The organism is Streptomyces sp. NPDC008139, from assembly GCF_042957025.1.
Taxonomy (GTDB): Bacteria; Actinomycetota; Actinomycetes; order Streptomycetales; family Streptomycetaceae; genus Actinacidiphila.
Genome location: NZ_JBIBHM010000004.1, coordinates 116,142 through 132,377 on the forward strand (window position 1 = coordinate 116,142; position 16,236 = coordinate 132,377).

Sequence of the window (16,236 nt, forward strand, 5' to 3'; positions counted from 1 at the left end):
TCCGTAAGAACTCCCCGTGCCGCCTCACACCAGCGCGGGCACCTCGTACGTGAGCGTCGCCGCGTCCGCGTCCAGCACCGCGGGCACCCCGAGCGGCACGGTCAGCGTGGACTCGCAGTGGCCGAAGCCGAATTCCTCGACGATCGGTACGCCGAGGCCGCCGAGGAGGTCGGTCATCAGGGACCGGACGGCGGGGTAGGGGCCGCAGTCCTGCCAGGAGCCGAGGACGATTCCGGCGACGCCGTCGAGCCAGCCGGAGCGCAGGAGTTGGGTGAGGATGCGGTCGAGTCGGTACGGCTCCTCGCCGATGTCCTCCAGGACGAGGATGCCGCCCGCGGCGGACGGGCGGGAGTACGGGGTGCCGAGGTCGGAGGCGAGCAGACTGACGCAGCCGCCGAGGGTGACCCCGGCCGCGCGGCCCGGTACGAGGGTGCGCGCGGTCGGGGAGGTCGGCGTCAGGGTCTCGTCGGGCGTGAAGAGGGTGCGCCGCAGGTGGTCCTGGGTGGGGCCGTCCTTGAGGAAGGTCTCGGTCGCCGCCATCGGGCCGTGGAGCGTGGCCAGGCCGAGCCGGGTCGCGAACGCCTCGTGGAGCGCGGTGATGTCGCTGTAGCCGATGAACGCCTTGGGCGTGGCCGCGCCCATGGCGTCCCAGTCGAGCAGGTCGACCATGCGCTGCGCGCCGTAGCCGCCGCGGGCGCACAGCACGGCCGCCAACGACTGGTCGCACCACGCCTGTTGGAGGTCGTCGGCGCGGTCCCGGTCGGTGCCCGCGAGGTAACCGGAGGGGTGGTCGTCCAGGACGTGCGGTGCCACAACGGGGTCGAGGCCCCAGCTCCGCAGGATGTCGAGGCCCGCGTCGAGGCGTTCGCGCGGTACGGGGCCGCTGGGCGCCACGACGCCGATCCGGTCGCCGGGCACCAGCCGCCGGGGGCGGATCAGCGCGGGCACCGGCACGCGGACCGGATCGGCCGCCTGCCGCGGTCCGCCCCCGGAGCCCCGTCCGGCGAAGGCGTCGGCGGCGGAAGCGGAGGAGGCGGCAGCAGCGGAAGAACCATCCGTCATGTGTGCAGCTCCAGCGGCGCGACGCCCTCCGGTGTGAAGCCGAAGACCTGCCCGTAGAGGGCGAGTTCGGCCTCCAGGCAGGTGACCATGGTGTCCAGGCGGCGGAAACCGTGGCTCTCGCCCTCGAAGGTCAGATACGCGTGCGGGATGCCGCGTCCGGCGACGGCCTCCAGGAACCGCTCGCACTGCACGGGCGGGCAGATCACGTCGTCCAAGCCCTGGAGCAGCAGGAACGGCACGTCTATCCGGTCGCCGTGGTGGACGGGCGAGCGGTCGCGGTAGCGCTCGGGCACCTCGTCGAGCGGCCCGATCAGCGACTCCAGGTACTCCGACTCGAAGTCGTGCGTCTCACCGCCCGCCCGCGACCAGCCGCGCAGGTCGAGGATCGGATAGATGACGGTGCCGCAGGCGTAGGTGTCGGTGGTGGTCAGGGCCGCGGCGCTGGTCCAGCCGCCGGCGCTGCCGCCGCGGATGGCCAGCCGCGCGGGGTCGGCGACGCCTTCGGCGACCAGCCCTTCGGCGACGGCGGCGCAGTCCTCGACGTCCACCACGCCCCACTGTTCGCGCAGCCGGTTGCGGTAGGCGCGGCCGTAACCGGTGGAGCCGCCGTAGTTGACCTCGGCGACGCCGATGCCGCGGGAGGTGAAGTAGGCGATCTCCAGGTCGAGGACCATCGCGGCGCGGCTGGTGGGTCCGCCGTGCACCCAGATGACGTAGGGCGCGGGTCCCTCGGCGGTGACCAGCGGATTGCGTGGCGGGTAGACCTGCGCGTGCACCTCGCGCCCGCCGGGGCCGGTGAACGTCCTGGCCAGGGCCTCGGGCACGTAGGCGGGGTCGACCGTGTCGTGGTGCGCGCTGCCGATGACGCGGGTGCGGCCGGTCTTGACGTCCAGTTCGACCAGTTCGTACGAGGTGCGGGCGCTGCCCGCGACGCCGATGACGCGGCTGCCGGACGCGGCGAGGGTCGGATTCCACTCGGTCCAGTGCCCGGGGGCGTCGGTGACCTCGCCGGTAGCGGGGTCGAGCAGGCCGAGCCGCAGGGCGCCGACGCCGTGCAGGACGGCGATCAGGCCGTCGTCGAGCGGGGCGAACCAGTGGTGGCCGAGTTTCCACAGCGCGTTGCCGAATTCCTCCTGGCGTGCGCAGAGGTTGACGGCTTCGCCGGTGGCCGGGTCGACCCGGTGCAGATTCCACCAGCCGGTGCGGTCAGTGGCGGCGAGCAGAGTGCCGTCGGCCGCCCAGCCGACCTGGGTGACCGATTCCTCGGGACCGCCGATCAGGGTGCGGGCGGCGGTGAAGGTGCCGTCGGCGGTGACGTCGGCGATCCGCAGTTCGGTGCCGTCCCAGGGCATCAGCGGGTGGTCCCAGGCGGTCCAGGCGGCCCGCGTGCCGTCGGGCGACAAGCGGGGTCCCGTGACGAACCGGTGGGTGGCGGCGGCCAGTTCGCGTACGGCCGCGCGGTCGTCGGCGGCGGAGCCGTCGAGCGGTACGGCGGCGGGCACGCGGCGTACGTCGGTGGGCCTGTCGCCGGTGAACTCCTCCAGGACTCCCCAGACCTCACCGCGCTCGCGGTGCAGCGTCAGGTCGGCCCAGCGCAGTCCGCCGCCGACGGCGCCGACCGGGGTCAGCGGGCGCGGCGGGGTCTGCGGCTCGTCGGGGCGGAAGGCGTAGAGCCGCTGGTCGGCGAAGTTGGCGAAGACCACCAGCGGGGCGCCGTCCACGACGGCGCCCGCCCAGGGGGTGCCGCCGTATTCGATGACGCGGCTGCGGACGTTCCACGGCGCGGGCAGCGGGCAGTCCTCGGTGCCGTCGGGCCTGCGGCGGATCAGCGCGCGGCGGCCCCCTTCGGCGGGGCGGGGCGCGGTCCACCAGACGTCGTCGCCGACGATGCCGACGTATTCGGGGCTGCCGTCGTGTGCGGCGGCCGTGGTGGCGTCGACGGGTGAGGGCCAGGCGCCGTGCGGGGTGGTGCTCCCGGTGGTCGTGGTCACGCTCCGGCCTCCGTTCCCGTGGCGCGCAGGAAGCGGTCGAGGACGTGGACGCCGAAGTGCAGCGCGTCGACGGGCACCCGCTCGTCCACGCCGTGGAAGAGCGCCTGGTAGTCGAAACCGGGGGGCAGCCGCAGCGGTGAGAAGCCGTAGCCGGTGATGCCGAGCCGGGAGAACTGCTTGGCGTCGGTGCCGCCGGACATGCAGTAGGGCACGACGTGCGCCTGCGGGTCGAAGTGTTCCAGCGACTCGCGCATCGCGGCGTAGGTCGGGGAGTCGACCGGGGCCTGGAGCGGGATCTCGCGGTGGTGGAACTCCCAGTCGACGTCGGGTCCTGTGAGCCGGTCCATCGTGGCGGCGAACTCGTCCTCGGCGCCGGGCAGCATGCGTCCGTCGACGTAGGCGGTGGCGGAGCCGGGGATCACGTTGACCTTGTAACCGGCTTGCAGCATCGTCGGGTTGGCGCTGTTGCGGACGGTGGGCCTGACCAGGTCGGCCGCCGCGCCGAGCCGTTCGAGGAGGGTGTCGACGTCGTCCAGGGCTGCCTGGTCGGCGGGGACGCCGTAGAGCGCGGCCAGTTCGGTGAGCGCGGCGGTGACGGTGGCGGTGAGCCGGACCGGCCAGTCGTACTCGCCGATCCTGGCGATGGCGGCGGCCAGTCGGCTGACCGCGTTGTCCCGGTTGACCTTGGAGCCGTGGCCCGCCTTGCCGTGCGCGGTGAGCTTGAGCCAGGCGGTGCCGCGCTCGCCCGCGGCGACGGGATAGATCCGCAGGTCGTCGCTGGCGTGGAAGGTGAAGGCGCCGGATTCGCTGATGCCTTCGGTGCAGCCCTCGAAGAAGTCGGCGTGCTTCTCGGTGAGGAAGCCGGAGCCGTAGGAGGCGCTGTCCTCCTCGTCGGCGGTGAAGGCGAGCACGATGTCGCGGGTGGGGCGGTGTCCGGTACGGGCCCAGGCGCGGACGGTGGCGAGCACCATCGCGTCCATGTTCTTCATGTCGATGGCGCCGCGGCCCCAGACGACGCCGTCCCTGATCTCGCCGGAGAAGGGGTGCACGGTCCAGTCGGCGGCCTCGGCGGGCACGACGTCCAGGTGGCCGTGGACGAGCAGCGCGTCGGCGGCCGGGTCGCTGCCCGCGATCCGGGCGAGCACGTTGGCGCGGCCGGGCGCGGATTCCACGATCTGCGCTTCGATCCCGGCGTCGGAGAGCTGCCGGGCGACGTATTCGGCGGCGGGCCGTTCGTTGCCGTCGCCGCCGCCGCGGTTGGTGGTGTCGATCCTGATGAGGTCGGACGTGAAGGTCACGACCTCGTCGAGTGCCCGCGCGTCCACGGCGTCGTGCCGGACGTCTCGCTCGGCGGTCCGCTCAGCCATACTGCTCCTCCACCGCTTGCGACACGAGTGTGGTGACCGCCTTGAAGGCCCTGATGCCCTCGTACATCGTGGGCAGCGTGTAGGCGACACGCCGCTCCCCCGTCCGCTCCACGCCGGGCACCACGGTGGCGGCCCCGGCCAGGTGGACGGCGTCGAATTCCAGCTCGACGGTGAAGGGCCCGGCCTGCGCGGGCTCGTGGCGCACGGCCAGCGCGGCGGCGTCCTTGGCGGCGGCCCTGATGTCGGCGGCGGTGCGCGCGGGCGGCCGGCAGACGGCCGCGTAACGCGACACGTAGTCCTTCACCGCGACGGTACGGGCCTGCGGCGCGTACCCCTCGGCGTCGATCCCGGTCCTGTCGTCGCCGGTCACCAGCACCACGGGGACGCCGTACTCGGCGACGACCAGCGCGTTGAGCCTGCCCTCGCTGGCGGCGACGCCGTTGACCCACACGCCGGTGATGGAGTTGGCGAGGTAGGTGTGGGCGAGGACGCCCTCGGTCCCGGCACCGGTGTGGTAGCCGACGAAGGCGATGCCGTCCACGTCTCCGTGCTGGACACCCTCGACCATGGACAGGTCCTTGTGGCGGCCGGTGAGCATCTGGGCGCGCTCGTCCAGCTTCTCCAGCAGGAGATTGCGCATGGTCCAATGCGCCTCGTTGACCAGCACCTCGTCCGCGCCGCCGTCGTAGAAGCCCGCGACGGCGGCGTTGACGTCGGAGGTGAACATATGGCGGCAGCGCTGCCACTGCTCGCTGCCGGGCAGCACGTCGGCGGGCCAGGTGACACCCGTCGCGCCTTCCATGTCCGCCGAGATCAGGATCTTCATGTTGCGTCACGTTACGCGGCGGCCGGAGGGCGCACCAGGGCCGGGCCCGGCCTGTGGATAACTTCAGTGGTCCAGACCAGTGAAACGGGCGGGGGAATCAGCCGGTACGGCCCGCCACCAGCCACTTCGACGGTATCTCTATGCGTGTCCCGTCCACCCTGAACTCCGTTGTCACCAGGGGCTGTTCACCGTCGGCCAGCACTTCGAGCCCGGCGGCCCGGAAGAATTCGGGCAGCGCCGCGTCCGACACCTCGCCGGGCGCGATGCCGTGCGCGAAGATCGCCCCGAGCTTCTGCGGCGGCCCGGCGGGCCCCTGCGCGAGCCCCATCAGCACCGGCTTGGCCGCCTCCGCCAGCTCCAGTGCGAAGGCCCGGCCGCGGTGCCCGGTGAGCACCGCTATGCCGTCCGCCAGCCGCCCGCGGTCCTCCGGCTCGCACTGGTGCAGCACCCCGCGCATGTAGACGTTGGCGTCGCCGATCTCCTCGTGCAGCCGCTCCACCGCGTCGGTGTCCACCGCGTCCAGCCGCTGGTACTGCGCCACCCCGTGCGGATCGTCGCGCCTGGCCCGGTCGATCGCCTCCCGCGAGAGGTCCACGCCGACCACCCGGTCGTACCGCTCGGCCAGGAAGCGGGTCTGCGTCCCGTTCCCGCAGCCGAGGTCCACCACCGGAAGGCCGGGGTCGAAGTACGCCCGGAAGTGCGGGTAGTGCTGTTCCGCCGCGAGCTCGGGGTCGGAGTCCCAGAAGACTCCGCCCGGCTCGTGGGGCGCGTCCTGCCAGAAACTCTCCCACGCCTGCTCATACCCGCTGGACACGTTCACGCGTACTCACCACTCCCCAGGACCGCGATCGGAGAAAAAGACACAGGCACGGCCGCCGACCGTGCCCGCATCAGGAGCTACCGGACCGTCACTTCGGAGTCAACGGCCCGGGCGGAATCGACGGCGCCGACGGGATCAGCGCCTCGCACGGAATCGACGGCAGCGGCGTATTGAACGCCTCGGACGGAATCGACGGCGCCGACCGGATCAGCGGCTCCGGCCCGGCAGCGGCTGCTCGAACCAGACGGACTTGCCCTGCGCGAAGCGGCTGGTGCCCCACTCGCGGGCGAGCCTGCTGACGATCCGCATGCCGCGCCCGCCCTCGTCGTCGGGCCCGGCGCTCAGCAGGACGGGAACGGCGTGGTCGTCGTCGGTCACCTCGCACAGCAGCGCGCCCGCGCGGACGAGCCGCAGCCCGATCCGCCGGGTGTGCGCGTGCCGCACCGCGTTGGTGACCACCTCGCCGACCAGCAGCTCCGCCGTCTCCGAGATCTCCGCCAGGTCCCAGCCGAGCAGCGTCTCGCGGACCAGGCCGCGGGCCCGCGCCACCTCGCGCGGGTCCGGCTCCAGCTCCCAGGTCATCACGTCGTGCCGCGGGATGCCGTTGAGCCGGGCCATCAGCAGCGCCACGTCGTCCTTGCGACCGCCGCGCGGGTTGAGCGCGCGGATGATCGTGTCGCAGGCGTCGTCCATCGACGCGGCCGGGTGCGCGGCGCTCTCGCACAGCGCGGCCAGACCGGTGCCGATGTCCTGGCCGCGCACCTCCACCAGGCCGTCGGTGCACAGGATGAGCCGGTCGCCGGGCGCGACCGGCACCCGTACCGTCTCGAACGGCACCCCGCCGACGCCCAGCGGCGCGCCCGTGGGCACGTCGAGCAGCTCGCTGCGGCCGTCGACGGCGCGGACCAGCACCGGCGGGATGTGTCCCGCGTTGGCGATCAGCAGATCGGACTCGACCGGGTCGTAGACCGCGTAGAGGCAGGTCGCCAGATACTGCTCGCCGAGCCGCTGCGCCAGGTCGTCCAGATTGCGCAGCAGTTGGGCCGGTGGCATGTCGAGCCCGGCCATGGTCTGCACGGCGGTACGGAACTGGCCCATCATCGCGGCCGAGTTCAGCCCGTGTCCCATCACGTCGCCGACGACCAGCGCCAGCCGCGAGCCAGGCAGTTTGATGCTGTCGAACCAGTCGCCGCCGACCCGGCCCAGCCGCTCGCCCGGCAGATAGCGGGTCGCCACGTCACACCCCGGCATCCGCGGCGCGATGTGCGGCAGCATGCTGTCCTGGAGGGTGTCGGCGACATTCTCCTGATACGTGTACATGCGCGCGTTGTCGAGGACGAGCCCGGCGCGGGCGGCCAGTTCCGCGCCCGTCACCCGGTCCATGTCGGTGAACACCGCCCGCTCGCGGTGGCGCAGCAGGATCATGAAGCCCAGCACCACATCGCGCGCCTTCAGCGGGACGACGAGCATCGAGCGGTTGTTGATCAGCGGGCTGATGTCGCGCTTGGGGAACTGCGCGGCGATCGCGTCGCCCATCGGCTCGCTGATCCGCGGCACCAGCACCGGATCGCCGGTGGTCATGCACTGGAAGAACGGCGTCTGCGCGGGGAAGGGCATGGACTCGCCGACCGGCACCACGTCGTCCCAGCGGCCCGGTTCGTCGGTGTGCTCGACCGCCACGCGGTACCACATGGTGGTGACATCGGGCGGCCCGTCGGGGAAGCCCTCACCAGCCAGCACCTGCTCGCGCAGATATGTGCCCGCCACATCAGTGAAGCGCGGCACGACGGCCGCGCTGACTTCCTGAATGGTCCTGGCCAGATCCAGCGAGGTGCCGATCCGGCCGCTCACCTCGTTGAGGAATTCGAGGTGCTCGCGGACCGCGGCGTATTCGAGGTCGGGCGCCAACTCGTCGGCCGGGACGGCCTGCGGGTCGGCCGCCGCGGCGGCCTCGGCGGCGCGCCGTCTGGCCTGCCGCTCGGCCCGGCGCGGCACGCCCCAGTCCGGGGTGACCGGCACCCGGTCGTGCTGGCTTATCTCCAGCACCGGATAGCCCAGTTCCAGCACCTGCGCCACGATCCGCCCGCTCTCCAGCGGATTCATGCTCGGCAGGATCTCCGGCAGTTGCTTGGCCAGTTGGTCGGAGCCGGGGAATTCGGTGTGCAGCGCGAAGCCGGGCGCTATCCGCTCCGAGCAGTCCGCCGCCCCCGACCTGTCGGTCTCCGCCGCGTCGGGGTCGGTCATCGCGGAGGGCGTCCCGGCAGCGGCGGAGGAAGAGGAACCGGCCGCGGAGGAGGCGTCGGTGGCCAGCACGAGCAGCCGCTCGGGGCCCGGACCGACCAGCGGGTAGGCCCACCACAGCACGTCCAGGGGGACGCGCCCGTCGCCGTCGCCGTCCGTACGCCGCACGCAGTCGTACAACCGGGCGCGGCCCGCCGTCGGGTAGGAGCTGGCACCGGCCAGCGAGGACTCCAGATCGGGCCCGGTGACGTCGTACGGGTACGCGGTGCCCGCCGTGCCGGCGCCCAGGGCGGCGTCCGGGGGCACGTCGAGTGCGCCGCCCACCGGTAAGAGGTCGAGCGCGTTCCGCCCGACGGCCTCTTCCCGTGTCCAGCCGAACAGCCGGCGCGCACCCGTACTCCAGTGCGACACCAGCCCGGCGGCGTCCACGACGATCACCGCGAGCGGGATACGTCCGGACGGCTCCGGCGGTTGACGGCGGTCCATGGTTCGTCGGGCTCCTTCCCTCGGCCCCGCGGTCCGGGGCCGGAATGCGGTGGGAACCGCCCCGGCACAAGATCTACGATGCCGTTAACCACGGTACGACCGGTCCGGGTGCCAGGGGAGGGAAAGTACGAATCCGGGCGCACGCCCGCGCGCGAGCAACCAAACTGCCCGTGCTAGCGTCCAAACCCTCTGTTCGAACTCTCTCAAGTCGGTGGAGTTCGACCCCCTCGCCGGAAGGGATGCCGGCCGGGGCGCACCGCATCCGCGACTGGAAGAGGCCACGTGACCACCTGGCAGCCTGCGCGCTGGACCGCCATGAGGGGACCGGGGGCCCTTTTCCGGCGGGTCGACCTGCGCAATCCTGTCGTGGCCGCCACGGTGCTCGCCGCGGTCCTGCATGTGATCTGGGCCTATTTCCTGGCCAAGGACTCCGGCGACATGGCCGCGCAGTACGCCTGGACGGACTTCATAAGGGCCCACCCCTCCGCCTCGTACAACCTGTCCTGGTACGGCGGCATGCACCCCGCGTCGTACAGCATTCTGTCGCCGTACATCATGGCCGGGCTCGGGGTGCGGACCACCGCCGTGATCGCGGGCACCTTGTCCACGACGGCGGCGACGCTACTGCTGATCCGGGCCCGGATCAAGCGCCCGATGCTGCCCGCGCTGTGGACGGCGTTCGCTCTTTGGGGTGACGTGCTCTCCGGGCGGGTCACCTTCGCGCTGGGCGTCCTCTTCGGTCTGATCGCCACGCTGCTGCTGTTCCCCACCGACCCGCCGGCCGGCGCGCGCCGCAGCCCGCGGCTGCTGACCGCCACGCTGATGGGCGCGCTGGCCACCATGTGCAGCCCGGTCGCGGGGCTCTTCATCCTGGTGGTCGCGGCGGCGCTGTTCCTCACGGGGCGCCGCAAGGACTCGTATGTGATGGCGGTCTGCCCGCCCCTGGTGGTCGGCGCGACCTCGCTGCTCTTCCCCTTCTACGGGGTGCAGCCCTTCAAGTGGTTCTTCGCCATCATCCCCTTCGCCACGGCCGTGGCGATCGCCCTGGTGGTGCCGCGCGAGTGGCGTGTCGTACGCGCCGGGAGCTGGATCTACGCGGCCGGTGTCGCGCTGACGTACGTCATCCCGTCGCCGATCGGCAGCAATGTGGAGCGGCTGGCCCTGTTGTTCGGCGGCACCGTGCTGCTGATCGTGGCCATGACGTGGACCAGGGGCGGCCGGATGGCACTGATGCTGTACCTGGCCTTCCTGGGCGTCGCGGGCTGGCAGGTCTCCAAGCCCGTGGTGGACCTGGTGAACACCTCGGCGCCCTCGTCCACGGTCGAGCACGCGGCGCCGCTGATCGCGCAGCTCACCAAGGTGCGCGCGGACAAGGGCCGGGTCGAGGTCGTACCGCTGCGCTCGCACTGGGAGGCGTCGGGCCTGGCCCCGCACGTCAACCTGGCGCGCGGCTGGAACCGGCAGGCGGACGTCGAGCGCAATCCGCTCTTCTACGACGGCACGCTGACCGCGGAGACCTACCGGCAGTGGCTCCAGCGCTGGAGCGTCGGATACGTGGTGCTGCCGTCTGACACCCCGGACGGCGCGGCGGTGGCCGAGGCGAAGATCGTGGCGGCGGGCCAGAGCTGGCTGACGCCGGTCTGGCACGACGACTACTGGAAGCTCTACAAGGTCGCGAACGCCGATCCGCTGGCCGATCCGCCCGCGATCGTGGACGAGGCGAGTCCGGCCGAGCTGACCGTGACGATGCCGACCAGCGGCTCGGTGATCCTGCGCATCCCGTGGTCCCCCGTGCTGGGCATCGAGGGCGCCAACGACAACAAGCACGGCTGTCTCATCCAGGACGGCGACTGGACGCGGCTGTACGCGCCCTCGCCCGGCACGTACCGGATCGGCGGCACGTACGCGCTGATCCGCGGCACGCAGTGCAACAAGAACGACGTGGACGGCAGCGGCAGCCCGGAGGGCGCGACACCGGCCGGGCGCTGACCGGCCGGCTGTCCGTCCTGAACGGCCTGCTGTCCGACCGGCCGACCGGCGCTCGACGGCCGCGGTGACCGGGAACGACAACGGGCAGTGACTCTCACTCTTGTGGAGTAAGGGTCACTGCCCGTTCCGTACGGCGGTGGATACGGCCGCGCGTCCCCGGCGGATACGGCTGCGGCGCCGTCCTCGTCGGCGGGTACGGCGGGTCCGGTGCGGCCTAGTCGGCGTGTCCGAGCTGGAGGTCCCGCTCGGTCCTGCCGCCGCCCGCGACCTGGAGGACGGTGGCGACCGGCGGGTAACCGGCGGCGATCACCGTGTACTCACCGGCGGCGAGGTCCACGAAGCGGAAGTGCCCGTCGGGGCCGGTGGTGACCGAGTCCACGACATTGCCCGCCGCGTCCAGCAGGGTGACCCGCGCGTCCTCGACCAGCCGCCCGCCGGGGGCGCGTACGGTCCCGCGCAGCACCGCGCCGCCCGCCAACTCCACGTCCTGCCGGGTCTCCCGCGACGCCTGCACCGACACCGGCAGCGCGGCGGGCCTGAAGGCGGGCGCGCTGGCCGCCAGCGTGTACTCGCCCGCCACCAACTCGCTCAGGACGTAGGCGCCTTCGCGTCCGCTGCGGGAGGTCGCCACGACGTCGCCGCGGATGTCGGTCAGGGTCACGATGGCGTCCCTGACCGGGGTGCCGTCCGCAGTGCGCACGGCGCCCGCCAGGCGTCCGGCGCCGCCGAGCACCACGTCGAGTTCGACCGGGCGGTCGGCGACGGTGATGCTGACGGCCTGCGGCTGGTGGCCGCCCGCGGCGGCGATCAGCACATAGCTGCCGCTGCCCGGGGTGCTCAGCGCGTACCGGCCGTCCTCGGTGGTCGCGCCGCGGCCGATCTGCCGCCCCGTGACATCGATCAGGGTGAGCGCGGCGCGGCCGACGGAACTGCCGTCGGAGTGCTGGACGGTGCCGCACACGGGCACACCGCCCGTATAGCTCTTGCGGGCGCCCGGCACGGCCGAGTCGGTCACGGTGAAGCCGGGCGCGCCGTCGGCGCCGGTGAGGGTGTCGGTGGCGGTGTCGCCGTCGTACGTGGTCGTCGGGGAAGCGGGGCCGTGCTGGGTCACCAGGGGTTTCTCCTTGAGGAGGAAGGCGAAGAGGAAGCCGAGCGCGAGCACCGGCACCAGGTAGAGGAAAATCCGCGGCATGGCCTCGGCGTACGCGTTGACGTACCCGTCGCGCACAGCCGCAGGGAGTGTGCGGACCAGTTGGGGGGTGACCGACTGGGCGTCGGGCAGGTGGGCGCCCTTGGGGAGTTCGACCGCGAGACGCTTGGCGAGGCGGTCGGCGAAGAGCGTGCCGAAGACGGCCGCGCCGACCGAACCGCCGATCTGCCGGAAGTAGTTGTTGGCGCTGGTGGCCGCGCCGATGTCGGTGGGGCGCACCGAATTCTGCACGGCGAGCACCAGCACGGGCAGCATCAGGCCGATGCCGAGGCCGAGTACGGCCATGTAGACGCTGTACTCGGCCTGCGGGGTGTCGGCGTCCATCAGCGACAGCAGATACATGCCGGCCGTCGACAGGGCGCCGCCGATGATCGGGAAGATCTTGTAGCGCCCTGTCCTGCTGATCAACTGCCCGCCGACGATGGAGGCGAGGACGACGCCCATCATCATCGGCAGCATGAGGAGCCCTGATCCGGTGGCGCTCGCGCCGTCGACCATCTGGAGGAAGGTCGGCAGATAGCTGGCCGCGCCGAACAGGGCGATGCCGACGATCCCGCCGATCAGGGCTGTGGTGTTGAAGACCCCGTCGCGGAACAGCCGCAAGGGGATGACCGGTTCCGCGGCGAACCGCTCGACGAGCACGAAGAGCAGCGCGCTGACCACGGCGCCCGCGCCGAGGCCGAGGATCTCCCGGGACTGCCAGCCGTACTTGGAGCCGCCCCAGGTGGTGACGAGCACCAGGCAGGTGGAGCCGACGGCGAGCAGCAGGGCGCCGAGCACGTCGAGACGGGGCCGGACGGCGGGCTTGGGGAGTTTCAGCACGAGGCTGATCACGACGAGGGTGACCAGGCCGAAGGGCACGTTGATCGAGAAGCACCAGCGCCAGGAGGCGTGGTCGGTGAAGAAGCCGCCGAGCAGCGGTCCCGCGACCGACGCGAGACCGAAGGCGGCGCCGATCAGGCCCATGTAGCGCCCGCGTTCCCGCGGCGGCACGATGTCGGCCATGATCGCCTGCACGCCGATCATCAGTCCGCCGCCGCCGATGCCCTGGATGGCGCGGAAGGCGATGAGTTCGTCCATGGTGCGCGACCAGGCGGCCAGCGCGGAGCCGATGACGAAGGTCATGATCGCGAACTGGAAGACGATCTTGCGGCCGAAGAGGTCGCCGAGCTTGCCGTAGATCGGCAGTCCGATGGTGGACGCCAGCAGATAGGCGGTGACGACCCAGGACATCTTGTCGAGGCCGTGCAGCTCGCCGACGATCTTCGGCAGGGCGGTGGCCACGATCATCTGGTCGAGCGCGGCCAGCAGCAGCGCCAGCATCAGGCCGACGAAGACCAGCCGGACCCGGCGCGGTGTGAGGTCGACCGCGGCGCCGTTGCCGCCGGGCGGTCCCGAGGCGCCGCCCGCCTCCTCGGCCGCGCCCCCGGTCCCCTCCCCCGGCCGTTCGTCGTCCACGGCCGCCGGACGCTCGATCAGCGTGCTGCCACCCACTGCCACTCCCCTCGTCGCGCCTGCCTGGCCACCGTTTCCCGCATTAAGCGACAACGACGAGCAAGCGCGACGATTCTCGGGAAGTACGCGAAACCACCCGTATCAGTGAACGATCACGAAACCAGCGGCACCGTAAGGGACTTCACTCCCCCGCGGTTCACTCCCCTCACTTCACTCCGCTCAGCCCCATTCCGCTCGGCGCCTCACTTCTTCTCGACGTCGGCGGCCAGCGAGGCGAGCAGCGCGTCGTAGATACGGCCGAGGCCCTTGGGCGCGAAGGTGCGCTCGAAGAAGCCGCCGACGCCGCTCGCGCCCTGCCAGGTGGTGACGACGACCACCTTGCTGCGGCCCTCACCCGAAGGGGTGACCGTCCAGGTGTTCACGAGCGTCGAATTGCGGTCGGTCTCGACCAGCGTGTCCGCGGCGGGCGCGGAGACGTCGAAGAGGCAGTCGCGGATCCGCTTACTGGTGGCCTGGAGCTTCCAGTGGACGACGGTGCCCGCACCGTGGCCGCCCTCCCGGACCTCGTACTCGCTGAACTGCTCAGGGAGCACCCGGCCGCGGGTGCCCGCGTAGTCGGCGACGGCGGCGTACACCCGCTCCGGCTCCGCGTCGACGATCCGCTCCGTGGTGGCCTCGACCAGCGCCATGACTTCTCCTCAGGTCCGTGCCAGGTCGCGCGCCTTCCCGGCGCGCCGCACAAGCCAACCACACGCACTTATCGAATCTGTGTTCTATTGTGGACGGACGGGCGACCGGAGACGGCCGGCCGGAAACAACCGGAGGAGGGCGCGATGCGCTGGGACCATCTGAGCGGCGACGACGCGGCGGCCGGTGGCGCGCCCGCGCTGTTCGGCGCCGACGCGGTCACCCGGACCTTCGACACGCCGGGCTTCCGCGGCATCACCTTCCACGAGATACGGGCGAAGTCGATCATCAACCGGGTGCCGGGTGCGTCCCGGATGCCCTTCGAGTGGACGGTCAATCCGTACCGCGGGTGCAGCCACGCCTGCGTGTACTGCTTCGCCCGCAAGACGCACAGCTATCTCGATCTCGACACCGGGATCGACTTCGACTCGCAGATCGTGGTGAAGACCAACGCGCCGGAGCTGCTGCGCCGGGAGCTGGCGTCGGCGCGCTGGCAGGGCCAGCACATCGCGATGGGCACGAACGTGGACTGCTACCAGCGCGCGGAGGGCCGGTATCAGTTGATGCCCGGCATCATCGCCGCGCTGCGCGACCGCGCCAACCCCTTCTCGATCCTCACCAAGGGCTCGCTGATCCTCCGCGACCTGGAACTGCTGCGGCAGGCCAGCGGCGTCACCGATGTGTCCATCGCCCTGTCGGTCGGCTTCACCGACGGCGAGCTGTGGCGCAGCGTGGAACCGGGTACGCCTTCCCCCGAGACCCGGCTGGCGGTCTGCCGCACCCTGCGGGCGAACGGGCTGCCGCCCACCGTGCTGATGGCACCCGTCCTGCCCTTCCTCAGCGACTCCCCCGAGCAGTTGCGGGCCACCGTCCGCGCCATCGCCTCGGCGGGCGCCGCCTCGATCACGCCTCTGGTCCTCCATCTGCGGCCGGGCGCCCGCGAGTGGTACATGGCGTGGCTCGGCCGGCACCACCCGCATCTCGTACGGCGCTACGAGACGATGTACGCGGGCGGCGCGTACGCCCCGACGTGGTACCAGCGCCGGGTCACCCGCCAAGTCCACGAATTCGCCACGGAGTTCGGCTGCGGGCCTGCGCATCGCGAGGGCACGCGGCGCTTCCGGAAGCCGGGCGAGCCGGAGGCGGGTCTGTCCGGCGACCAGGTGCCCGCAGCACGGCCTGCCGCGGAAAACACCCAGCTCACGCTGCTATGACCTCGTGCGGGTTCGGACAGGCCCTAGGCGTCGGCCAGCGCCGCGCGGGCGGCCGGGGCCAGTGGCGGGTGGGCGGTCGCGGCGCGCAGCGCGTGCCGGGCGGCGGGGGGCGCCTCCCGCGCGCACAGTGCGCCCAGGCCCTCCACGCAGGCCAGCGCGATGCGTTCGTGGGGCGCGGGGGTCGGCCGGGCGAGCAGCTGCTCCAGGGTGGCGGTGAGGGCCGGTACGGCCTCGGGCGCCCGCATCCGGACCAGGAGGCGGATGGCGGGCAGCGCGTACGCGACCCGCAGTTCGTTGGTGGCCAGCGCGGCGGCGGCCCGCCCGGTCCGCGGGTCCGCCAGCCGCGCCAGCGCCTCGGCGGCGCGGCTCGCCCGCGACTCGTCGCGGTAGTTCAACAACAACGCCAGCGTCTCGAACGCCCGCCGGTCTCCCGCCTCCGCCAACTCCACGGCAGCCGCCTCCCTCACCTCCAACGGTTCACCCACGGCGGTGAGCTTGCGAGCGAGGCGTTCACGGGTCTCGACGTCCATCTCCCCACTGTAGGAGCCGAGTTGCCCGTTACCGGGCGATTGAGCCGAAGCCCTCCCCGCACGTCACCCCGCGCACCTGACGGGGCGCACCGCTTTTCGCCCGGGCGGCGAGCCGATCCTTTCAGGGGCGCGGGGCTGTGTCTGATCTGCGGCTGCCGCCGCGTGGGCGCGACAAGCCACGACGCTCCCGCACGTCACCACCCGCCCCGGCGGGACAGATCGGTTGTCGCCGGACCACCGGCCGGTGGGGGCGGGGCGCTCAGATGGGGGCGGCGCAGATCACATGGGCACAGGACTGGCGGGGAAGTTACTCGCCGGTTACGCTCGGGGGACGTGCATGGTGGTCGGTGACGCAGCC

11 protein-coding genes are annotated in these 16,236 nt (G+C 72.1%); 2 read left to right on the top strand and 9 right to left on the bottom strand.

Annotated features, from left to right (window positions below; genetic code table 11):
* Positions 1-24: 24 nt before the first annotated feature.
* The 6 genes from ACFZBB_RS09485 to ACFZBB_RS09510 form a co-directional block, all read right to left on the bottom strand.
* Positions 25-948, bottom strand: a complete 924-nt coding sequence (locus ACFZBB_RS09485; RefSeq protein WP_391120124.1) for an LD-carboxypeptidase — start codon at positions 946-948, stop codon at positions 25-27.
* Positions 949-1,058: 110 nt separating this feature from the next.
* Entirely contained in the window at positions 1,059-3,053 is a 1,995-nt protein-coding gene (locus ACFZBB_RS09490; RefSeq protein WP_391119552.1) for an LpqB family beta-propeller domain-containing protein, read from the bottom strand.
* On the bottom strand, positions 3,050-4,420 hold the full coding sequence (locus ACFZBB_RS09495) for a M20/M25/M40 family metallo-hydrolase (RefSeq protein ID WP_391119554.1): 1,371 nt from the start codon (positions 4,418-4,420) through the stop codon (positions 3,050-3,052). The genes ACFZBB_RS09490 and ACFZBB_RS09495 overlap by 4 nt, the downstream gene beginning before the upstream one ends.
* On the bottom strand, positions 4,413-5,246 hold the full coding sequence (locus ACFZBB_RS09500) for a M55 family metallopeptidase (RefSeq protein ID WP_188281247.1): 834 nt from the start codon (positions 5,244-5,246) through the stop codon (positions 4,413-4,415). The genes ACFZBB_RS09495 and ACFZBB_RS09500 overlap by 8 nt, the downstream gene beginning before the upstream one ends.
* A gap of 97 nt (positions 5,247-5,343) precedes the next feature.
* The gene (locus ACFZBB_RS09505) at positions 5,344-6,066 is read right to left on the bottom strand and encodes a methyltransferase domain-containing protein (protein ID WP_391119556.1); all 723 of its coding nucleotides are present in this window, start codon (positions 6,064-6,066) and stop codon (positions 5,344-5,346) included.
* Between the two features lie 207 nt (positions 6,067-6,273).
* Entirely contained in the window at positions 6,274-8,793 is a 2,520-nt protein-coding gene (locus tag ACFZBB_RS09510; protein WP_391119558.1) for a SpoIIE family protein phosphatase, read from the bottom strand.
* A gap of 282 nt (positions 8,794-9,075) precedes the next feature.
* Here ACFZBB_RS09510 and ACFZBB_RS09515 point away from each other — a divergent pair, with 282 nt between their 5' ends.
* Positions 9,076-10,782: an MFS transporter gene (locus tag ACFZBB_RS09515; protein ID WP_391119560.1), complete on the top strand. Its 1,707-nt coding sequence runs from the start codon at positions 9,076-9,078 to the stop codon at positions 10,780-10,782.
* A gap of 214 nt (positions 10,783-10,996) precedes the next feature.
* Here the strand turns inward: ACFZBB_RS09515 and ACFZBB_RS09520 are convergent, their stop codons facing one another.
* Together ACFZBB_RS09520 and ACFZBB_RS09525 are read right to left on the bottom strand one after the other, a co-directional pair.
* A complete protein-coding gene (locus tag ACFZBB_RS09520; protein ID WP_391119562.1) occupies positions 10,997-13,486 on the bottom strand; it encodes a DHA2 family efflux MFS transporter permease subunit in 2,490 nt (829 codons plus the stop codon).
* Between the two features lie 203 nt (positions 13,487-13,689).
* Entirely contained in the window at positions 13,690-14,136 is a 447-nt protein-coding gene (locus tag ACFZBB_RS09525) for an SRPBCC family protein (protein ID WP_355339159.1), read from the bottom strand.
* A gap of 144 nt (positions 14,137-14,280) precedes the next feature.
* Here ACFZBB_RS09525 and ACFZBB_RS09530 point away from each other — a divergent pair, with 144 nt between their 5' ends.
* Entirely contained in the window at positions 14,281-15,348 is a 1,068-nt protein-coding gene (locus tag ACFZBB_RS09530; protein ID WP_391119564.1) for an Rv2578c family radical SAM protein, read from the top strand.
* 23 nt (positions 15,349-15,371) lie between these two features.
* On the opposite strand, the gene ACFZBB_RS09535 is transcribed toward ACFZBB_RS09530, so the two are convergent.
* Entirely contained in the window at positions 15,372-15,878 is a 507-nt protein-coding gene (locus tag ACFZBB_RS09535; protein ID WP_391119566.1) for an adenylosuccinate lyase, read from the bottom strand.
* Positions 15,879-16,236 lie beyond the last annotated feature (358 nt).